Annotated in this window: 22 protein-coding genes; 14 read left to right on the forward strand and 8 right to left on the reverse strand. The window is 47.9% G+C overall.

What is annotated here, in order from left to right; all coding sequences use genetic code 11:
- Positions 1 to 6 precede the first annotated feature (6 nt).
- Both ACCI51_RS05335 and ACCI51_RS05340 read right to left on the reverse strand, forming a co-directional pair.
- Positions 7 to 690: an RDD family protein gene (locus ACCI51_RS05335; protein ID WP_371842861.1), complete on the reverse strand. Its 684-nt coding sequence runs from the start codon at positions 688 to 690 to the stop codon at positions 7 to 9.
- Between the two features lie 30 nt (positions 691 to 720).
- Positions 721 to 1,485: a DUF2189 domain-containing protein gene (locus ACCI51_RS05340; protein ID WP_371842862.1), complete on the reverse strand. Its 765-nt coding sequence runs from the start codon at positions 1,483 to 1,485 to the stop codon at positions 721 to 723.
- Positions 1,486 to 1,654: 169 nt separating this feature from the next.
- Here ACCI51_RS05340 and ACCI51_RS05345 point away from each other — a divergent pair, with 169 nt between their 5' ends.
- Both ACCI51_RS05345 and ACCI51_RS05350 read left to right on the forward strand, forming a co-directional pair.
- Positions 1,655 to 2,272 carry a DUF2939 domain-containing protein gene (locus tag ACCI51_RS05345; RefSeq protein ID WP_299585510.1) on the forward strand — a complete coding sequence of 206 codons (618 nt, stop codon included), beginning with the start codon at positions 1,655 to 1,657 and terminating at the stop codon, positions 2,270 to 2,272.
- A 2-nt stretch (positions 2,273 to 2,274) separates the two neighbouring features.
- Positions 2,275 to 2,652: a DUF2237 family protein gene (locus ACCI51_RS05350; RefSeq protein WP_299585508.1), complete on the forward strand. Its 378-nt coding sequence runs from the start codon at positions 2,275 to 2,277 to the stop codon at positions 2,650 to 2,652.
- Between the two features lie 211 nt (positions 2,653 to 2,863).
- On the opposite strand, the gene ACCI51_RS05355 is transcribed toward ACCI51_RS05350, so the two are convergent.
- Positions 2,864 to 3,184 carry an antibiotic biosynthesis monooxygenase family protein gene (locus ACCI51_RS05355; RefSeq protein WP_371842863.1) on the reverse strand — a complete coding sequence of 107 codons (321 nt, stop codon included), beginning with the start codon at positions 3,182 to 3,184 and terminating at the stop codon, positions 2,864 to 2,866.
- A gap of 2 nt (positions 3,185 to 3,186) precedes the next feature.
- Positions 3,187 to 3,528 carry an NIPSNAP family protein gene (locus tag ACCI51_RS05360; protein WP_371842864.1) on the reverse strand — a complete coding sequence of 114 codons (342 nt, stop codon included), beginning with the start codon at positions 3,526 to 3,528 and terminating at the stop codon, positions 3,187 to 3,189.
- A gap of 5 nt (positions 3,529 to 3,533) precedes the next feature.
- Between ACCI51_RS05360 and ACCI51_RS05365 the strand changes: the two genes are divergently transcribed.
- From ACCI51_RS05365 to ACCI51_RS05385, 5 genes are all read left to right on the forward strand, one after another.
- Positions 3,534 to 4,301 (forward strand): ArsR/SmtB family transcription factor, encoded by a 768-nt coding sequence (locus ACCI51_RS05365; protein ID WP_371842865.1) that lies wholly within the window; start codon positions 3,534 to 3,536, stop codon positions 4,299 to 4,301.
- Positions 4,302 to 4,473: 172 nt separating this feature from the next.
- Positions 4,474 to 5,097: a GDSL-type esterase/lipase family protein gene (locus ACCI51_RS05370; protein ID WP_299585500.1), complete on the forward strand. Its 624-nt coding sequence runs from the start codon at positions 4,474 to 4,476 to the stop codon at positions 5,095 to 5,097.
- 63 nt (positions 5,098 to 5,160) lie between these two features.
- Complete coding sequence (locus ACCI51_RS05375) at positions 5,161 to 6,555, forward strand: pyridoxal phosphate-dependent decarboxylase family protein (protein WP_371842866.1); 1,395 nt, start codon at positions 5,161 to 5,163, stop codon at positions 6,553 to 6,555.
- A 196-nt stretch (positions 6,556 to 6,751) separates the two neighbouring features.
- Positions 6,752 to 7,087, forward strand: coding sequence for a hypothetical protein (locus tag ACCI51_RS05380; protein WP_371842867.1), 336 nt, complete (start codon positions 6,752 to 6,754; stop codon positions 7,085 to 7,087).
- A 69-nt stretch (positions 7,088 to 7,156) separates the two neighbouring features.
- Positions 7,157 to 8,101, forward strand: a complete 945-nt coding sequence (locus tag ACCI51_RS05385; RefSeq protein WP_299585613.1) for an alpha/beta fold hydrolase — start codon at positions 7,157 to 7,159, stop codon at positions 8,099 to 8,101.
- Positions 8,102 to 8,160: 59 nt separating this feature from the next.
- On the opposite strand, the gene ACCI51_RS05390 is transcribed toward ACCI51_RS05385, so the two are convergent.
- The gene (locus ACCI51_RS05390) at positions 8,161 to 8,931 is read right to left on the reverse strand and encodes a DUF2884 family protein (protein WP_371842868.1); all 771 of its coding nucleotides are present in this window, start codon (positions 8,929 to 8,931) and stop codon (positions 8,161 to 8,163) included.
- A gap of 198 nt (positions 8,932 to 9,129) precedes the next feature.
- Between ACCI51_RS05390 and ACCI51_RS05395 the strand changes: the two genes are divergently transcribed.
- The gene (locus ACCI51_RS05395; protein WP_371842869.1) at positions 9,130 to 11,523 is read left to right on the forward strand and encodes a zinc-dependent metalloprotease; all 2,394 of its coding nucleotides are present in this window, start codon (positions 9,130 to 9,132) and stop codon (positions 11,521 to 11,523) included.
- An 88-nt stretch (positions 11,524 to 11,611) separates the two neighbouring features.
- Here the strand turns inward: ACCI51_RS05395 and ACCI51_RS05400 are convergent, their stop codons facing one another.
- Together ACCI51_RS05400 and ACCI51_RS05405 are read right to left on the reverse strand one after the other, a co-directional pair.
- On the reverse strand, positions 11,612 to 12,436 hold the full coding sequence (locus tag ACCI51_RS05400) for a transglutaminase domain-containing protein (protein WP_371842870.1): 825 nt from the start codon (positions 12,434 to 12,436) through the stop codon (positions 11,612 to 11,614).
- Positions 12,437 to 12,440: 4 nt separating this feature from the next.
- Entirely contained in the window at positions 12,441 to 12,671 is a 231-nt protein-coding gene (locus ACCI51_RS05405) for a DUF350 domain-containing protein (RefSeq protein WP_299585488.1), read from the reverse strand.
- A 141-nt stretch (positions 12,672 to 12,812) separates the two neighbouring features.
- Between ACCI51_RS05405 and ACCI51_RS05410 the strand changes: the two genes are divergently transcribed.
- From ACCI51_RS05410 to ACCI51_RS05430, 5 genes are all read left to right on the forward strand, one after another.
- Positions 12,813 to 13,703, forward strand: a complete 891-nt coding sequence (locus tag ACCI51_RS05410; protein ID WP_371842871.1) for an SPFH domain-containing protein — start codon at positions 12,813 to 12,815, stop codon at positions 13,701 to 13,703.
- Positions 13,704 to 14,400: 697 nt separating this feature from the next.
- Entirely contained in the window at positions 14,401 to 14,727 is a 327-nt protein-coding gene (locus ACCI51_RS05415) for a hypothetical protein (protein WP_371842872.1), read from the forward strand.
- A 167-nt stretch (positions 14,728 to 14,894) separates the two neighbouring features.
- Positions 14,895 to 15,122, forward strand: coding sequence for a hypothetical protein (locus ACCI51_RS05420; protein WP_371842873.1), 228 nt, complete (start codon positions 14,895 to 14,897; stop codon positions 15,120 to 15,122).
- 871 nt (positions 15,123 to 15,993) lie between these two features.
- Positions 15,994 to 17,688, forward strand: coding sequence for a hypothetical protein (locus ACCI51_RS05425; RefSeq protein WP_371842874.1), 1,695 nt, complete (start codon positions 15,994 to 15,996; stop codon positions 17,686 to 17,688).
- Between the two features lie 665 nt (positions 17,689 to 18,353).
- The gene (locus ACCI51_RS05430) at positions 18,354 to 19,112 is read left to right on the forward strand and encodes a glycine betaine ABC transporter substrate-binding protein (protein ID WP_371842875.1); all 759 of its coding nucleotides are present in this window, start codon (positions 18,354 to 18,356) and stop codon (positions 19,110 to 19,112) included.
- A gap of 100 nt (positions 19,113 to 19,212) precedes the next feature.
- Here the strand turns inward: ACCI51_RS05430 and ACCI51_RS05435 are convergent, their stop codons facing one another.
- Positions 19,213 to 19,506, reverse strand: coding sequence for a putative quinol monooxygenase (locus ACCI51_RS05435; protein ID WP_299585478.1), 294 nt, complete (start codon positions 19,504 to 19,506; stop codon positions 19,213 to 19,215).
- Between the two features lie 194 nt (positions 19,507 to 19,700).
- Here ACCI51_RS05435 and ACCI51_RS05440 point away from each other — a divergent pair, with 194 nt between their 5' ends.
- On the forward strand, positions 19,701 to 20,642 hold the full coding sequence (locus ACCI51_RS05440) for a LysR family transcriptional regulator (protein ID WP_371842876.1): 942 nt from the start codon (positions 19,701 to 19,703) through the stop codon (positions 20,640 to 20,642).
- The last annotated feature ends 10 nt before the right edge of the window (positions 20,643 to 20,652 follow it).

Here is a 20,652-nt window from a genome sequence, read left to right on the forward strand (position 1 = left end):
GAATTCCTAGCCCCTGCCACCCAATAACCAGCTACCCACGGCGCGCAGGTACTCCAGCGCGGCGCGGCCTCTCTTGGCAGTGATCGGCTCGAGCAAATTGGCGAGTTCCTGTTGGCGCGCCTCGCTCAAGTCGTCGTGGCGCTCCAGCAGGCTGATCAGGGCTAGTTGGTCCTGCTGTTTGAAATTGCGTGGTGGCGGCAGCGGTGTTGTGTCCGGCAGTGCCATGGGTACCTTGTCCGTGTCGCGGTAGACCACCAGGGTACCTGCGGCCAAATCGCCGAGGCGCTGAAAGTTGCGCCCCAGGGTCATGGCAATTACGCCGGTGGCGTAGGCGAAAGGTAGGAAGTCGGCGAAGCGCAGCAGGTTGCGCACAATAGAGGCGCCCCAGGAGATGGGAGTGAGGTTGTCGTTCACCACCACCAGGCCAAAGGCCTTTTTGCCCGGTGTCTGGCCGCCGCGCAGCACCTCGAAAAACACCGGGTAAAACCACTCCAACAGGAAGGAGCAGACTAGCCAGATCCCCATACCGGCAGTTTTGGCAAAGGCCAGGCCTATGCCGAGCCCAGCGAGTATTAGGGTTCGATAAAACACATCCACGGCAAAGGCGAGGATGCGCGGCACAGGCCCAGCGGCCCGCGCGCGTAGATCGATACCCTCGGGGGTTTCGACGTTATAGGTGGTATCCAGCAAGCCACCGCTCCTGTTGGATTATTTTAAAAGTCAGACTTTGTGGGGGCTGCCGAAGATCTTACGATATGCGACGCCATAGGCAATGCTGCACAGGGGGATGGCCCAAATAAGGCCAATGAGCAGCGCTAAACTGCCGGCCATATAGGTCAGTAGCAGTACGATTATGAGTCCGAAGAAAGCGAACCAGTTTTTGGAGATTGCTTTGCGAGATGTTTCCAGGGCCTGCCAGGGGCCTAGATTGCGGTCGGCAATCAAAGGCATTGCTAGCAAGTATGCGATGGCCAAGTAAATACCGGGAATGACCAGCAGCAGGGAGCCTAGCATAATCATCAAGTACATGATAATAGTACCAATGCCTAAGGGTACGATCTTGTCAAAGTAGGAAAACACCTCGGCTCCAGATGTTTGTTCCCCGCGGGCTATTTTGATTCCAATCATCGCCATACCAACGGCCAGCGGCGCACCGGCAATAATGACGATAAGTTGGTAAATCAATGCCCCAAAAAACATAGATTGAGAAGCTTGATCTGTACTCCCCATACCCAGTACTGCAGCGCCACCGGCACCGGTAAGCAGCCCAGCCACGATACTGATACCTATTGAGCCGACTACGTAAAGCAGTGCTCCGATCAACACCGTGCCTTTGTTACCGCTGGTACGCTCCCAGGCTTCGCTGAGGATCTCCCCGATCGCAAACGAATAATCTCCGGCAATGCCTTTCTCAATAGAGCCAAAATCACCACTCTCTTCCCCCTCGGCTAGCTGTGCCTGAGGAGCTTGATAAATATCACTCATCCTGTCTGATGTCCTTATTAAAAGTTAACTGGGTGGGTGTGCAGAGTCTTGGGGGCGAATATCTCACAGGCGTGATTTAGGAACAATGCCACGCCAGTACAGCAGCAAATTAGGTGATGGATCTTTCTCAGCATAAAATTCCCCCTAGACGTAAAAAGGAGAGGTAATAATGAAGAGAACTCTATGGGCGGGAGCTGTGATACTGGTTTTGATCGCCGCCGGATATGTGGCGCTACCCTTCTATTCAATGGACCAGTTACAGCGGGCTGCGCAGATGGCTAAAGCTGAGGAGCCGGAAAAAAGGCGTGAGAGTATCGATACTCTCGAGCGCTATGTGGATTTTCCGGTATTACGTGACAATCTAAGAGTTCGCATGCAGGAACAGCTGCGCTCATCTATAGGTAATTCAATTCCGCAAGAGTTTGATGAACTCCTGAGTGCCGGGGCCAACTTTGTGATGGGGCCTTTGATGCAACAGTTTGTCACCCCTGAGGGGATCGCTGCCCTACTGCGTGGCGGTGATGACTTACGGGGTATAGAGCGGGAACTGATTGGTGGGGGGGCAGCCCAGGAGGAGCGAGCTATTCCCTTAGGGGAGCAAGATTCAGAGCAGGGCTCCAAGCGCAACTGGAAGCGTCTCAAGTGGCGCTTTACCGATATCAATCACTTCAGTGTCGATTATGGCGAGGCCGACCGGGCGGAGCTGCGGCTGATAATGCAGCGCAATGGCCTGCATTGGCAGCTGGTGGATATCGAGTTGCTCAATGACAGTACGGGGCCGGGCTGATTATGGAAAAGGATAATTCCGTCAATGTGTTTGGCGACCCTCTTGTTCCCTGTAGCTTGGCGCCAATGACCGGTTTTTTTCGCGATGGCTGCTGTAATACCTGCAAAGAGGACCAGGGCTCCCACACGGTTTGTGTCGAGGTGAGTGCCGAATTTCTCGCATTTTCCCGCAGCCGTGGCAACGACTTAAGTCGCCCCATTGAGGAATATGGATTCCCGGGACTGGCCCCGGGAGATCGCTGGTGTCTGTGTGCCGCGCGCTGGTTAGAGGCCCAGCAGCAGGATAGGGCCCCGCGAGTTTTTTTACAGCGTACCCACCTGAAAGCATTGGAAATCGTACCTTTGCAACTGTTACGCCAATACGCCACCGATCTTAATTAGTCTTAATCGCAAGAAAAGCCGGTTTCAGCTATTGTGCTCTTAGCGGATTTTTGAATTTCTGGTACCGGTTTTTCTTATGTTATTTCCAAATAATAGGGTTATTACTTGATCGCTGTAGTAAGCACAAAGTGATCGATTGAAATTATCGCCTCGCCAGTCGGATTAAAGAATTTATTTGGCCTCTTGGGATAAATGTCTCATCCTAATTAACTCATTTAGTATTTTCCTCTCGATGGATATCGTAATCACGCACTACTTGAGCTATGCGAATGCGGTAATGCTCAAATAAGCTGTCTCTGCCCAGTTGCTGGGCCTCTCGATGTTGCATCTGATTTTTCCAGGTTTGCACTGCTTGCTCATCTCGCCAGAACGACAGAGAGAGAACGGTGTTGGGTCTGGAGAGACTTTGAAACCTTTCCACCGAAATAAACCCATCAATATACTGAAGCCAGCGCTTTAGCTCTTGGGCCTTGGAAAAGTAGGATTCTCTGCCTGTCTCTTTAGGTGTTACCTCAAAAATAACGGCGATCATCTTTATTTTCCATATCCTTGGTTTATGGCTAGATAAGTACATGGCACCGGCTGAAGGAATGAACGTTTCTCCTTGTTGATAAACTTCTTGTTCATAGCAACGCGGAAATTGGCAGCGCCCAATTCGGAGGTTTTAAGCCGTTTTCTATATTGCTCGTAACTCACCAGACTATCGAAACTGATCAGGCCAAAGGCACGGTTATTTGTGCCTTCATAGGGTAGAAAGTAACCTAAGAGTTCGCCTCCGCATTCAGGGATAATTTTTCCCCAGTTCTCTGCATACTCTCTGAATTCTTCCAATTGATGGGGGTTTATACAATACTCGATAAAGCAGGTAATCGTCATAAGCTTTGCCTCTGTTTGGGATACGTTGCATTCTATGGCTCAATAGTTTTTATGCTTCGATCTACAACGAACTATTTGGTGTGCTTATGGAGCCTGATATATCTCTGGTGGCGGGTCTGATTGGTGATAAGACTCGCTCAAAAATGTTAATGGCACTGATGAGTGGTAAAGCCCTGACGGCAACCGAATTGGCCTGTGAGGCGGATATCAGTGCTCAGACAGCGAGTACGCATTTATCCAAACTTACCGAGGGCAGTTTGCTGGTGGTGCGCAAACAAGGGCGCCATAAATATTTTCAGTTGCGCGATCATGAGGTGGCGGAAATATTGGAGAAGCTGCTCAATATAAGTAGTACGCAGGCGCGCAGAAGTATTGATACTGGCCCGGCAAATCCTGACCTGAGAAAAGCTCGAATTTGTTACGATCATCTGGCTGGGAGTTTCGGAGTTGCTCTATATGACTCTCTAATGGCAGAAGGTATCATCATCGAAGAGTTTCAGAGTGCGGAACTGACTGAAAAAGGGAAGAAATTTTTCTCTAAACTAGGTGTTGATATTGAGGAGTTGAGAAAGACTCGGCGTCCATTGTGCAAGTCTTGTTTAGACTGGAGTGAGAGACGTAATCATCTGGCAGGCAGTCTGGGTCAATGGATATTAGAGGATGCGTTTAGCAAAAAGTGGGCGCAGAGAAGATTGGATTCTCGCGTGATTGACTTCTCAAACTCTGGCCTTAAGAAATTCCTACATAACTATCGGGTATCGATTGAAATTTGAAATTTGGTGGCGGTCGGTAAATGGGTGTATTACCCGCCTATTCAAATAGGAGTTCTATACTGTTTGAATAACTGTTTTTTTAGTTTGTGTTTCATAAATTGTTGGAACCATATTTTTCTTGGTAGTAACTTGTAGCGAACATAAAAGCCCATTTAACCTGTAGGTTATTCCTATGTCTAGAAGAGTTCCCAAAAAGATCGCCTTTATTGGTTCAAGCTCCATCTATGGACGAGGTGATACCGAGCTGGGAGGCTTCGTTCAAAGGTTTCGTTTCCGTTACGAACCTTTGAATCCCAAAAACTTAGTCTATGCATTGGGAATATTTGGTGAAAGTGTTGTATCGCTTACTCAGCGGGTTTCAGCGGAACTCTCTGTGAGAAGGCCCCATTTAATAGGGCTCTACCCTGGTTATAATGATATTTGCCGCATTGGCGGGGAAGCGGCAAAGAATACGATGGCTTTGGATTTTTTTCGCCAGGCGATGTTAGAGCTACTGCAAGCATCCAGTGAGATCGCCCCCAGCTTTGTAATGACCGGCATCCCCTTTGATGAGCGGAGAACGACGCCTTATCGCGATAGCGATAGCTATTTCTTTCGAAAAGATGCACAGCTTTATAGCCAAGTGGTGAGAGAAGTAGCCTTGAGTGAAGGAATCCCAGTGCTGGATTTTGAAAGTTTATGGTGCGCATTGGCGATTATGCCACTGCTTTCTGAAGATGGGCTCCATGCAAACCCCGTTGGGCATCAATTACTTTGTGAACAGACCTGGAATTTTATTTCGAGAAATTATTTTTGATTCTGTTGCGAAAATTTCCTTGCCGTCTAAAAATTTTGATAAAGGGAAGTGTGAGGCGAATAAATGAAAAAGAATAAAATGACCAGTAATTTGAAATCTTTAAAGGCTCTGTCTGAGGCAAGTCGATGTGCTGAGGAATATATATCCAAAATTCGCGAGCGAAGAGTCAGTCCATCACCTTTAGATTTGAGTGAGCTGGAAAGATTAAACTCCTCCCTGCCTCACAAAGGGCAAGAGGCGCAACAGGTGATTGCAGAGCTCCATCATTACGCCTCTCCCGCTACTGTGGCGAGTACCGGTGGTCGCTTCTTCGGTTTGGTGGTCGGGGGCTCTACCCCGGCAGCAATGGGGGCCTCTATTTTAAATGCGGCCTGGGACCAAGTGGCGGTACTGGAATCATCGGCACCCTCGGCAGTTTACTTGGAGCGCATTGCCGCTCAGTGGCTACTGCAATTGCTGGAGTTACCGGAAGAAAGTAGTGTTGGATTTACCACTGGCTCCTCTATGGCGAACATGGTTTGTTTGGCTGCAGCACGCAACCATCAATATGAGAAACTGGGTATTGATCTGGCGAAAAAGGGGCTAGCCGGAGCACCCCCGCTGAGGATTATTGTATCTGAAGAATCCCATGTCACAGTGCATAAAGCTTTGTCGATTCTTGGAATTGGTACAGACCAATTGGTGAAAGCTCCCTGCGACAATCAGGGCCGAGTGCTTGTAGGTTCTTTCCCCGAGTTGGATGAAACCACCATCGTGTGTTTGCAGGCAGGCAATGTAAATTCCGGTCATTTTGATCCTTTTGAAGAAATCATCCCGAGGGCCAAGGCGGCTGGAGCCTGGGTACATGTGGATGGCGCCTTTGGCTTGTGGGCGGCGGCTTCACCTAGGCAGCGATACCTAACTGCGGGAGTGGCGTTAGCGGACTCCTGGACGGTTGATGGGCACAAATGGCTGAATACACCCTACGATTGTGGTGTTGCTATCTGTCGCGAGGCCCGGGCGGTGCACCGTGTTATGACTACACAGGCGCCTTATTTACTGTCTGGAGTCCAGGTGCCACCGAAGGATATGGTTCCTGAGTTTTCCCGCCGCGCCCGGGGCGTTGAGGTTTGGGCGGCGATTCAGGAAATGGGCTGTGAAGGCGTGGCTAATTTGGTGGAGCGGTGCTGCGATTTTGCCCGTCAGTTTGCCGACGGCCTAGCCAATTTAGGCTTTGAGATTCTCAATGAAGTGGTGCTGAATCAAGTGGTCGCGAGCATCAATGACGAATCCGCGTTGCAGCAGATTGTAGGTATTGTGCAGGAGGAAGGCGTGTGCTGGTTCGGTACGACCGTGTGGCGGGATAGAATGGCTTTACGTCTCAGTGTCTCATCTTGGGCTACCACGGCGGAGGATATTACTTTGTCATTGGACTCTATCCGCCGGGCGATGGAACAGGTGCTTGAGTTTAAGGAATAAATTCGGCTTATAACTGGGTAGTTCGTGTGTACAAGGCCTGGCACTGTCGCATTACACGCGGGCAATACTTACTAAGCCTCGCTTAAGCTGCTTATCTGATGGATTTAGAACCCCATTGCTGAATGCAATCTATTCTTCTGGTTGGCCCACAGGTTTTTAAAATGGGCAGAACTGGGTAAATGGATACAGGGAGTAAATGAGCGATTATCCTCGGGCCTTGGAAATTACCTTCGACTCAGTGCGTAATGTTGGCTTGGCGGCAGCCTTGCTGGGGGCAGCCGCGGTGATGATTCAGGTTCCCTCCCTTGCTTTTAATCTCACCTGGCTGGCCTATACCGAAGCGGTGCTGTTGGCGGGCTTATCTGCTGTATTACAGCTGTTAAATCTTGGCGCCTGGTTCCTATCCATGCGTCACCTGGGGTACAACCGGTTTTGGCTAATTCTGGTCGGTGGTCTCTTTATGATTTTATTGATGCACTTTTATGTGGCTGTAGCCTCGACCAGTCTCAAAGGGCTGACATTTCTTCGATAAACTAATAATTTTTGGGTCACGCTGTCTTCTTAAACAACCAGCGCGGGCTAGGGAGGCCCTGTCGTGATTATGGCATTCTGGATTGTCCTTATACTTCTGCTGATTTTTATCTGGTTACTGGGAATCGCGTTTTTCAGCCCTAGTTTGAGCCGCAACGAATTGTCCCGTTTTTCCTACAACCAGTTAGCTTTTGCCGATGGTTTTTCGGTGAACTATCGGGAAGTAGGCAGGGAGGGGCGCCCACTGCTTTTGTGTTTTCATGGTGGTGGGGACTCCTTGGGGGGCTGGGGGGAGTGGGCAAAAGTGTTGGCTAGGGATTACCACTTGATATTGGTGGATCTTCCAGGCCACGGTCTGACAGATCCCTTGCCGGGGGGAACCTATACCCCTAAGCACCTGGCGGATTTTATCGCGCGGTTTATTGAGGCAATGGGGTTGCAGAGGTTTGTTCTTGTTGGTCACTCCTTTGGAGGCAATGCGGTACTGCGCTACTTGATTGAACATCCCGATACTGCTGAGGCCGCAATCTTGATTGCACCGGGCGGTTATCAATGTGACAAGGGGCTGAAAATGCCTGCCTCTATGGCGCGTTTCGCACTCAGTCACTGGGGGCGACGCTTTGTTTCTCATTTGGGTAGCCGTGGGCTGTTTAGAAAACTGTTAAAAGCCCGGTTTTTCTATAATCCAAATGCTGTACCGGAAAAAATGGTGGACCGTATTTACCTACTCTCGCGTTATAAGAAAAGTCGTGGCACGGCTATTAATCTTGTCGCTAATGCTACAGTCAATTTCCAACCGCTTTTAGGGCTTGAGCATATACAAACTCCTGTTTTGTTTCTCTGGGGATCAGAAGATCAAATTATTCCGCTAGAGGTAGGTGAGTATTTTTCTCATGAAATACCGAATAGTAAGTTGATTGCCTACGAAAAAGTCGGGCATATGACCCATGTGGAGCACGCGAAGGGAAGTGTTCGCGATGCAAAGCAATTTCTTAAAAAATTGCAACTGCAATAAAAAAGGCCGCAGAGCGGCCAGGCTTTGGGGGATAAAATTAAGACCGGTTGGCACTAATACTATTTGACCAGATCATAGTCGCCCAGCTCGGGTACGGCTTGATGTAATTGTGTTTCCAGTTGGTCAATGGACTGCAGAGAGGCACAAAGTTGCTCGGCAGTTTGCTCAATCTGTTCTGCGCGATGTTCCAGTAACTGTTCCGCCTGTTCGGTAGCGCGCTCCTCAATACTCTGTCCTCCGGTGAACGCGGCCTTGAGAGCGTGCCAGGCAATAGTACCCGCGGCATCCTTGGCCAGGCGTTCGATACGGGGCTCAAATTCTTTGGAGATTGTCTCGTCAATAAAGTTGCCAATCTCAGTATCACCGAGATAGTAGACTTCCCCTTCGCGATTGAGGCGATCCTCGGTGCGCTGAATTAAATCCACAGAGAATTGTTTCAGCTCCTGATTCTCCGGGTGATCCGGGCCCGCCAGGGCGCTGATAGCGATAGACAATCCGTCCATGGCGATATCTACGGCTTCCAGTGTCACCAAAAGGGTGTCACGGCCGGCGAGGTGCAGTTTTTGGCGATACTCCTGCAACAGTTGTTGTTGTTGGGTATCCAGAGTTACCGGGCTTCCATTTACCTGCAGCTGTGCCGGTGAGTGGAAGTACACCAATTGTTGCTTATCACTATCCTCGTGTACTTCGAAGAAGTCGGGTCCCACTTTCACTGTGTAGTCGAGCGTTGACTCACAGTTGTCGGTATCGATATGAATGGATTCGTGTGCCATGACCTGGCCTGCTCCGCCCAAACCAATCAGTGTTGAAATCGCAAGTGGTTTCCACATAGTTCAATCTCTGTTTTTCTGCCTTTCCCTTTCAGACGAGATTGAAGGTGCAAATGGATGCAGCGTATAAGAAAACTTTTCAGTCTGTTTTTTGTGCAGATTGGGGTTACTCTAAGTGCTACTCTTGGCCACAATCCAGATGTGGTCAGGGCACCGCAGAGTATTGGCTTTTAATAATTAAAAATTGGGGGACGGCAAATGTCATTCAGCAGGCATTTGATGGCGCTGTGCTTGGTGCTGTTAAGCACAGTGGCTCGAGCCGAGAATATCGTCGAGTACACGACGGATATGCGTAAATACAGTGGGTATCACAATTTCTACTGGGACGAGGGCAGCGGCCGAGTACTATTGCAGATCGATATGTTTGAGCGTGAGCTGCTACTCCTCACCGGTCTGGCTCAGGGGTTGGGGTCTAACCCCGTGGGCTTGGACCGCAACCAGGTGGGTGAGAGCCGTTTGGTGAAGTTCCAGCGTGTGGGTAATAAGGTACTGTTGCACCAGGTAAACGCTCACTATCGTGCTGAGTCTGAAAACCTGGCAGAGCGCCGCGCAGTGGAAGAGGCTTTTGCCTCTTCAGTACTCTGGGGATTTGAAGTTTTAGCACAAAATGATGGTTCTACATTGGTGGACTTCACCCCCTTCTTGCTGAGCGATCAGCACGGTATTGGGGCCCGCCTAAAGCAGGCGGAGCAGGGCAGTTATTCTGTGGATAAATCGAAGTCCGCGATCTTTTTGCCGCGCACTAATAGTTTTCCCAAGAACAGCGAGTTTGAGGCTCAGCTGACCTTTTCCGGTAACAAGCCGGGTAAATATTTGCGCGAGGTGGTACCAACCCCGACTCTGGTTTCCCTACGCCAGCATATCTCCTTGATTGAACTTCCTGATCGAGAGTACCAGCCGCGGGTGTTCCACAGTCGCAGTGGCTACTTCCCCTTTATGTATCGCGATTACGCAACCGCAATCGACCAGCCTCTGGATCAGCGCTTTATCTACCGTCACCGGCTCGAGAAAAAATCGGGTAGCAATGAGGTGGTTGAACCTATCGTTTACTATGTGGACTCCGGTGTTCCGGAGCCAGTCCGCAGCGCACTGGTAGAAGGTGCCAGCTGGTGGAGCCAGGCTTTCAGCGCTGCCGGTTATAAAAATGCTTTCCGGGTGGAGATTCTCCCGGAAGATGTGGACCCATTGGATGTGCGCTACAACGTGATCAACTGGGTGCACCGCGCGACCCGCGGTTGGTCTTATGGCTATTCTGTGTTTGATCCGCGTACCGGTGAAATCCTGAAGGGAAACGTCACCCTGGGTTCCCTGCGAGTGCGCCAAGATTTCCTAATCGCCCAGGGACTTTTGCAGCCTTATACGGATGAAGCAGTAGATACCGCGGCCTTGCAGGCTATGGCGCTGGCGCGTATTCGCCAACTGTCCGCCCATGAAGTGGGCCACACCTTGGGGCTGGCCCACAATTTTGCTGCCAGCGCCGAGGAGCGTGCCTCGGTGATGGATTACCCGGCACCATTGGTTTCCCTGCTGGGGTCAGAATTGGATTTGTCCAACGCGTACGCATCCGGAATAGGTGCATGGGATAAGTTGGCAATCCGCTATGGCTACGGTAGTGGCGATGAGGAGCAGTCTTATTTAACGAAGGTCATTGCCGAAGCCGGTGAACAGGGATTGCGTTTTATCTCTGACCCGGATTCCCGCGCAATCAACAACGCCCATGCCACATCCCACTTATGGGATAACGGAGTAGAGCCACTGGCGGAATTTAATCGTTTGATTGAGCTGCGTCGATATGCCCTGGAAAACTTCTCGGGTGCGGCAAATCCCACTTCCGCGCCACGATCAGATCTGGAGGAGACACTGGTACCTGTTTACTACGGGCACCGCTACCAGGCCGAAGCTGTGGGTAAGTTGATTGGTGGTCTGGATTACGATTATCTGTATAACGGCGCTGAGCAAAACAGTTACACCCTGGTACCGGCGGAGCGCCAACAGCAGGCGATAGAGACGTTAGTGGCTACCCTGTCACCAGAGTTCCTGGTGCTGCCGGAACAGGTTCTGCAATTAATTCCGCCCAAATCTTATGGCTATGAACGCACAAGGGAGAGCTTTCCCTCTCATACCGGTGTGGCTTTCGATGCGGTGGCCCTCGCCGAGGCAGCGGTGGGCCACACCTTGTCTATCTTGATGGACCCGCAGCGGGCAGCGCGTATGAATCAACAGAGTGCTCGCAGCAGTGAGATTCCCGCGTTCGATACCCTGTTGGAGCGACTGACCGCGCTATCCCTGAATAGTGCACAGTACAGTGGACTTCAGGCGGCCGTTCATCAGCGCACCAATCATGTCTATATCCAGTATCTGATGTTACTCGCCAGTAACCGCAACGCTGCGGAGTCGGTGCGCGCCAAGGCACAGTTACAACTCGCTAAATTTCAGCTGGCGCTGGGGAAGAGAAAATTATTTGGTGAGGATGCTGAAGGGTATAGCGCGCACTATTATTTCCAGGCTAAGCGTATTGAATCTTTTATGCGTGGAGAGCTGGAAGTAAAAGCCGGGGATATCAAAGCGATGCCGCCGGGTTCGCCGATTTAAGCTGTCTCCAGCAACGGGGCTGCAGGGCCTGAGTTTAGAATAAACGCACCCGGAAATAACACACCGGGTGGATCCTCCCAGGGTCAAATCAACTGCGAATAAACTGGGATTTTTTAATCCAGTGGCGACCGCGATACTTTCGCGTGGGCGTGGAATTGTGTTTCGCCCAGAAAAAGTTGCGATTGAACTGAAATTCCACCTCATAGCCCTCGGTCAGGGCGGCTAGGGGCATTGCTTGCCAGCTGGCTTCGCGGCGCTTGCTGGTGGCTTCCAGCAGATATTCTTGGCCATCCACAATAGCCACCACCCAGGCGTGCCCCTGCCCCCGGTGAGTACCCAGCGCCACCCGCGCATCCACTCCCAGTTCAATCAGCCAGTCGGCTAGTAAAATGGCGTGGTCTTCGCAATCGCCGCGTTTTTGATAATAAGCCTGGCGCGAAGTCTGCCAGATATCGGACAGGCCGGCGTATTGCAGGTGGTCGTACTGATATTCCTTCTGCATGGCCAGTGTGTAGAGTGGCACCCAGAGTTGCCGGGTTTGGAAAGGTTTGAAACCCACCAGATAACTATTGGCAAAATGGTGTTTGTTATCCAGGCCTCGCGCTGAAGCGGTTACCGCCTCGAAACCCTGCCAATTCCAAATTGAAACGTAGGCGCTCTCTTCCAGAGTGCGTTTGGCCACCACCTGCTGGACAGTTTCCTCCGGCAGGGGATTACTGGTACCGACGACTCTCACGATACCGTATTGACGATCCTGAGCCGCTGTGGCGGTTGAATCATAAATTCTATGTGCGGAACTGAGGGATTCCTCTGCAGAGAAGCTTTCCGTCGGCCTGTGTATTGTTTTACGGAGAATTTCCGGCAGCATTAGCAGCGCAGAGAACACTAATAACGGGGCGACCCATCTGCGCACGGCTCTATCCTTTCAGTCCGAAGGAAATAATGATGGCGACAAAGATCAGGATTGTGGAGGCGAAGATGGAAACTGCAATATTGCCATTTTTCAGTTCGCCCTCGATATCGACTGTGCGCAGTAGTTTTTTATCGATAGTGATCAGTGCGATGATTCCAATAAAAAGTGCCAGCATTGTGTAGAGCAGGTTAATGCCGAGATTAAAAAGGGTTGCGGTGACAAATTCCAATTGCATATCTTTATTTCAAACAGTTAATAGGAATATGAGCTTGGGCTCATTTGTTTGGCGTCGATTGTAGCATCTTTCAGCGGATTACTCTTTCTTGTCGTCGTTGAACAATTGCCATATCGTATTTCCTTTCATTGATTGGTGTTTATGATGCGTTTTGTAGTGGTTTTCGGTTTGTTGGCCTCCTTTCTATTACTTTCTGCTTGTGGTGAACGGGTGGAAGTGCCGCCGGCCCATGTGGGCAAAATATTGACCAAGAATGGATATAAGCCCGAAGTGGTACCACCTTCCAAGTTTCGTCTGGATATGTGCATATTCTATTGCGATAAGCTGGTCACGATGACGATTGCGGATTTTGGGCATTTGGAAAAATTTAAAGTCTTTATGCCGAAAGATCAGTTGAATATGAGCTTTGATGTGCGTATGACCGGTGCGATCAGTAACGATGTTATTGATCATGTATTTGATCGTATTCCGCCGGTGAACAATAATATTTCTGTTAATCATGTCTACGGAACTTATGCCCAGCCCGTAATACGGGATGTGGTGCGCCGTGTCGTGGCTAAGTATTCCATAAATGAAATTGCCTCAAGCCGGGAATCCCTGAGTCATGAGTTGTTTGGTGAGGTATCCAAGGCTTTGAAAGGAACCCCCATTGAAATTAAACGCCTGGGCCTGGCGGATATACAATTCCCCAAGGTGATTACACAGGCTAAGGAGCGTGCCGCTGAGCGCCGCGAGTTAATAGAGCAGGAAAAGGCGCAGTTTGAAATTCAAAAAATTCAAATGGAGCGGGATCTGGAGCGGGAAAAGATGAATCGTGCTATTGCCCGTGAGAAAGCGATTGGACAAAAGGAGGTCAATGATCTTCTGGCAAAATCGGTAACCGATAAATACTTAGCCTATCGCACCCTGGAAGTGCTGGATAAAATGGCTGAATCGAATAACAAGGTCTTTCTACCGGTAGAAGCTTTAGGCACCATTGGTATGCAGCATGCCGTTTTGAATGATCAGGTCAAGCAGGTCGCGGGAAAATAAAGAGATGAATAATAGAGCCGAAAGTGATTTTGGCTCTATTGTTTAAGTCTGCGTTTTGAGCGGATATCTATCCGACTATCTGTTGTTTTTTATTTGTAGTTTAAAGGAATAATATTCTGAGCCCTTTTAAGAATACCTCTTAGGGCTTGGAGTGGAAAATCTTACAAGTTGTGATGTTTAGGGTTTGGTAGCATTAATAATATCTGCATGAAACACAAACCAACAGAGTTGCCCTTTTTCTGTTCGTCAATACTTCGGACAGTTTTAAGGGGCGAAATAGGTAGGAGCCACGGCCAGATACTGAGAAAATAAGGTTCTCACATCACATCAAAATAATACCTGCCCATGGAAGATGTAGTAAAAACTGTTTTCGCTCAAATATCCAATATTAAAAGATCGCAAAGAAAACTCATGCTTACACCTTTTCCGCCCTGATGGTATTTTAGGGAAAAGCAGCCTATCTAAACATGGGGCGATACAGTTCTGCCAGTGAGAGACGCTTTTGTCGCTGGTCTCGTAGATATTTTGATTTCGTCCAGTTCAATAAAAACTATTTACACAAGAATTTCCTCACATCCAGGAGCGTGTAGCTGCCATAGATAAAAACTTTGTTAGTAAGTCAGGCTATAAAACAGAAGGGTTAGGGTGGTATTACAACGGCAGTGCCGAAGAATTTCAGCGTGGTCTCGAAATTTCCTTGAACAGTATCACTGATCTGAAATCGAATACTGCCTATACCTTGGATAGTCTGCAGACAATAGATGAAGGGGACCGGTCTCGAATTGAGCTCTATGCCGATCATGCCGTCAAAGTTGCAGTAGCAATTCTTGCGCTTGGTATGAAATATCTAGCTGCAGATGCCTATTATAGCAAGGTGAAGTTTGTTTCAGCCATCATTCCAACGGGGTTGAACATTGTGGGAAGTTTACAGTGGTTGTACGAAGGGGCGTACAAAGGCTCGGGTCGTTCTAAGAAATATGATGGCAAGGTTGATTTTGATATGGACGTACATCGTTTTGACTAGGTTGGTGCTCTAAATAAAAGAACTGAAGTATATACGAAAACTGTTTATGCCAATTTTTAAAACGAACCATTCGTGTTGTGATGTTTCAATTCATAAAGGACGGCAGAGATGTAAAACAGCACACTGGTCTGGCTCATTGTCAGTCAATCCGAAAAGAGGCGATCAACATGCATGTCAATGCATCATTGGCGACTCTGAATTTGCTGAAAATCGAAGATAGAAACGCGAAACAAACGGGTGAGATTGTGGTCATTTCAATTGCTATCTGGAAGCGTCCCAAGTTCAATCAGCACCTTATGGATAGAATTTTTGATGAGTTAGATTTAGACCAAAGTCGTGACAAAGTTGCCCGTATTTACGAGCGGTATGGTGACTACAGGACTATGGCGGCATGAAACTGTCCGAAGTGTTGTAGTTATTCAAGAAATTGTGAATCACATTCTTTCATAAAAATGTACCCTCAAATTCGGACATATATCTAACCACTTTAAGACTTTACGTTCGGTTTTTTTGAAACCACTGTTCTAATTTATGGGACAAAACTCTCTTTATCTAAAAAAGTTTGCTCTATCAAGTGAATCTTGTAGGCTTTTTGAAAATATCAGTACATCAAGGTACGTATTTGATTTTAGGTAGCTTATAAAATCTCAGCTGCGATATGAGCGGTTTGTGGTTTATAAATTAAAGCCAAAATTTATGTTTATAAGCGCTACTATGAATCCTGTTGGGTTTTGTATTAGCTTGGCACTTTATCTGGTATGCGGAGTAAATAGCTAAAGTCAAATAATGAAAAGTATAAAATATGAGGGTTAAAGAGAAATTTATCCTACGTTTAGAGTTTTTACTTCCGGCTGGTGAAGTTAGTAGGATATATATAAATGCCTGCTCGACAGAGTATTTCCTTTCAATATTCTTTCATGCCGATCGTTTCAGTGTTGAAATCCTTGCGGGTTGTTGCGAGTTCAGCAAGTGAGCCCCTTAACCTTAAACTTTTATCAATTATGCATCCCAGGCCTTTAACCTTCTCAAGGCCCTGAAAAGAAATCAAATTTTGGTGTATGAAAGGGATGCTTATTTATGGATCAAGTCGACCGTTATTTTGATTTTATTTTCCGTATTACTTTTTGTTGGAGAAATTTTAGTGCTAAGAATGATGCTAGAGAGAATTCGCATTGTCTGTATGAAAGGTAAAAATTTTATCTGCTCCAGCGCAAAGAGTGAGAAAGTTTTGAAAAACAATACGATGACCTATAAGGAAAACATAGGATGAGATTTAATATCAACGTAGCAATCTTGATATTTAGTGCATCGCTTTCAGGGTGCAATGGATCTTCGAATGGGGGAGATGGTACAGATACTGGCACTGGGCTTAAAGCCGCTATCATTGAGGCCCACTATGAGCAACCCAAAACGCTAACCTTTCGCTGGAGTGATGTTTCTGGGGCAACTTATTATCAGCTATTTGAAAATTCTGATGGTCACTCTGGGTTTGAACCTGTTGGAAATCCTATTACGCCAAAAACAGAATACACTGAATTAGTGGTACCTTTATTCAAAAGGCTTAACGCCCAATACTTATTACAAACTTGTGATGATCAGAGATGTATCGATTCTGAAACAGTAGCGATTGATCAGGAAGTGATAGGTAGTATCGGTTATTTTAAACCTAGTAATACGGATGCTGGTGATCAGTTTGGTTGGGATCTAGCAATTAGCGATGATGGCAATCTGCTTGCAGTAAGTGCCCCTTCCGAAGATAGCGGTGGTGATCAAGAGGATAACCTGACATCTGATTCAGGTGCAGTTTATGTTTTTTCTCGGGAAGATGGTGAATGGGCACAGCAAGCCTATCTTAAGGCTCCTGATCCTCAAGGAGCTGCACAGTTTGGAACCGCGTTGAGCCTTAGCGATGATGGTTATACGCTTGCAATAGGGGCGTTCAAGGAGAACGGGGAAAAGGATAATTTTGCTGCGGGTGCTGTTCATATTTTTTCCCGAAGTAATGAAGGTTGGGCCCACAGCACCCGACTTCAAGCTGACAATCAAGGAAATGATGATCTATTTGGTCATGCCCTTAGCCTAAGTGGAGATGGTTCTACTTTAGCTGTAACCGCACCTAATGAAGACGGTGGTATTGATGGCGAATCTGGCGATGATATTGAAGATTCTGGAGCGGTATATATGTTCCGTAATGAGGAGGGAGTCTGGTCACAGTATGCCTACATTAAGGCTACTGATAGTTCTGCGGGATTAGGTTTTGGTGCTTCGATAAGCCTGGATGATGCTGGGGCTTCACTCGCAGTTGGAGCTTATGCTGATAATGCGGGTGCAGGTTCCGTTTATCTATACCAGTTGGATGGTGATTCCTGGGTGGAAGATAGCAAGATATCGGCTAGTAATGCATTTGCTGGTGATAGATTTGGTTTTTCGCTCAATTTAAGTGGTAATGGAAAAACTCTAGCCGTTGGCGCCCCATTACAAGATGGATCTAATGAAAATCACGATGATCAAAATGGATATGACAATGGCGCTGTATACATTTTTTCGCGAAATGAAAACTCCTGGCAGCAAACTGCCTATTTGAAAGCTGCCAATACTGATGCAAATGATATGTTTGGAGAGGTACTAAAGCTGAGTGATGATGGCAGCCTTATAGCTGTGGGGGCAATGCGGGAGGATAGCTCTAGCCAAGGATTGTTTGGAGATAATACAGACAGATCTTCAATTCGATCAGGAGCAGTTTATACCTATATATTTAATGGTATAGACTGGTCTAGCGAAGCTTATATTAAGGCGAGCAACACAGACTCGGGAGACTATTTTGGTGCATCTATTGCGCTAAGTGGAGATGGCGCTAGTTTAGCAGTAGGGGCGACCGGTGAAGAAGGTGCCGATAGTGGTTTGCTCGCAAGTCCTGAGAGCAATGAGGCGGATTTTGCAGGAGCGGTCTATATGTATTGATTAGACTGGAAGTAACTATTCTTGATTGAGTTCTGAATGCGATTTATTTATATTATGAATTTTATTGTTTGATAATTCATAGAGTTGTAATCCTCAATATAAATTATAGGTAGCTTATATAAATCAAACTATTTTGCTGGAGCAGCAACATATCTAGATTTGTAGCGAAAATTTAGCTGGATAGTGAAAGAAAAGAATGTCTTGAAAATCTATAGCTCTCTTGAAGCCTGACCTTGCAATCAAATTTTGATAATAGGGTATCTACAAGGGAGCTATTTTTCTCAGCCGCTTCACGAAATTTTTAGTTTCTATCGAAGCTTATTTCTGGCTTGACGGCAGAGAAAATGAAAAATAAGAAAAGAAAAACAACGCTTACTAGCATTAGCTTAACAATACTCCGGACTGTTTTAGCCCAGTAATTTCGAGGGCTGCAGATCAAAGGGTAGTTATTGGCAGATCAGGGCTACCTTCGACTTGCGATAAAACAGCCCTCCGGGGCTCAAGCCTTATAGATTCAGGGGCTCAAGCCCCCTAAAACTGTCCGAAGTATTGGTTCGTAAAAGTCGGTAGAAAGTAAATTTTCATTGAGTTTTTTAAAGACTATGGAGACCCATGGGTATCATTGTCTGATTGGTAGATGCCCATTTGGCGGAATAAACTGTAGATTGTTTTTATTTTTTAAAGTGATGGTGATGCGACCCATACGCGTTGGTCATATAGACCTCAGTTTTCACGATGCTAGTGCCAGAGAGGTTGAAAAAATCCTAGAGGATTTTGGACATCGAGTGCAGCGGTATACCGCCTCACATGAAGTGATGTTTTCAATGTTGGGTAGTGACCAAGAGGACATGCTGGTGTCGGCCTGGCTCCCCGCTAGCCATCAAAAGTATCTCACCCCGATGGAGCATGTTGTTCGAAAATTAACCGTGTTGTATAAGCCTTTTTGTATTTGGGGAGTTCCAGAGCATATCCCGGCAGAGGAGGTTCGTGCCGTCGGTGATCTTTTAAAACCAGAAGTGTTAGAGAAAATGAGCCGGCGTATTCAGGGCATCAACCCGGGCGCGGGTATTAGCCGTTTTTCTGTCAAAATGATCGATGCCTACCGACTAGGGGATGCTGGATATTATTTCCGACCAGGGACTGAGACTGAATGCTTTGGGCGTTTCGAGGAGGCGGTTAATTCTGGAGAGTGGATCGTGATCCCCCTTTGGCATCCGCAGTTTTTACATCACCGCTTTCAGATACGGGCGCTTGAGGAGCCCGAGGGCCTGTTGGGCGGTACTGATAAGGCAACTCTGCTGACCCGCAAGAGTTCTGAGATGTTTATTGGGGAAAAGGCATTAAAAGCCTTGAAGCAGCTATATCTGGGCAATGAGCGGGTGAGCGAGCTGGATGATTTGCTGCAGTCAAAGGATTCTTCGTAATCCGTCTTATCCTTACGCCAGATATTTCAATGGTTAGGGCTTTTTACTGTTTTTCAGATTGATAAAGCCGGGTATTCCCGGCTTTTGGTAGAGATCAGGCTTAGTTCTCTATTTCGCTCATTTCATTGAGAGTAAACACATCAACGGCTCCATCGGTTGCGCGCATGTATTCTTTTAGATGGGTGTTGTTCATATGGGTTTGCCAAAGATCGCGGCTCTCCCAATTCTCAAAAAAGAGGAAATGTGCTGGGTTATCATTGTCCTGGTGCAGGTTATAGCTGATGCAACCGTCTTCCGCACGCGTGGTGTCGATCAGTTTAAGAAGTTCTGACTTCACCAGATCGACCTTATCGGCCTTGGCTTTGATATTTGCCACAATAGTCAGTTTGCTCATCCTCGATTCCTCTTATGTCCTGTTGGTTGGGGCTATATGTAGGTTATCCAAACGAGTCGGAGTAAGCCGAACAGCAGCCATCGGGGCATTTCACCTTTGCCTGTCTCTTGGATAGAGTGCAGTCATTTTAGACGTAGATTACCAATTCAAAAACGTTACAATCTTTGATTCTTTATCAAAAAATAATTGATAATATGCAGATCGAAGATCTCAATGTGATCCTTAAAGTAGCCGAATTTCGCAGTATCACCGCCGCTGCGGCTAGTTTGGATATGCGCACTGCGACAGCGAGTGCGGCCATCAAGCGTGTCGAGCGTGCTCTGGGGGCAGACCTATTTATTCGCACGACCCGGCAGTTACGTCTTTCAGCGGCAGGCGAGCGCTTTATTCCAAAATGTGAGGAAGCGTTGCTCACCCTGGTTTTGGCGAAGCAGGATTTGAAGGCGGACACCACAGAGCTCGCCGGAGAGCTGCGTATAGGCTTGTCTTCGGACCTGGGGCGCAACCTTGTGGTTCCCTGGCTGGATGCCTTTCAGGATCTGTATCCGGGAATCTATTTGAAAGTCAATATCAGTGATAGCCAAGTGGATTTTTATCGGGACCCGGTGGATGTGGCCCTGCGCTATGGTCCCCCTGGAGATAGTAATCTCTATGGTTTCAAAATATGTGATATACCGCGATTACTCTGTGCCGCGCCCGATTATCTTGCGCGCCATGGAACTCCCAAGCACCCCGATGATTTGGCAAGGCATAACGGCCTTTTTTATCAGTTACACGATATTGTGCACAATAATTGGGAGTTCACCGCCAGAGAGCAGCTATTTCGAGTTCGTATGCATGGGGATCGCACTTCCAACGATGGGGATCTAGTGCGGCGCTGGTGTGTCGCTGGACGTGGGCTGGCTGTTAAGTCGAGCCTGGATATGGCGACAGATTTACTGAAAAACACCGTTGTGGCGGTGATGGGGGAGTATCAAGCGGAGCGTACGGAGCTCTGGTTAGTCTGTCCCGGCAGGCAGTCGATTACACCCACTGTGCGCCTGATCAGGGATACCCTCCGGGAGAAGTGCGGCGGTGTGCTGGAGCAGCTGGTGAGCAAGAACATTTTGCCGGAAAACAGTTTTTCAGTAGGTTGAGGGGGGACGA

Source organism: Microbulbifer echini (assembly GCF_041447225.1).
GTDB lineage: Bacteria > Pseudomonadota > Gammaproteobacteria > Pseudomonadales > Cellvibrionaceae > Microbulbifer > Microbulbifer echini.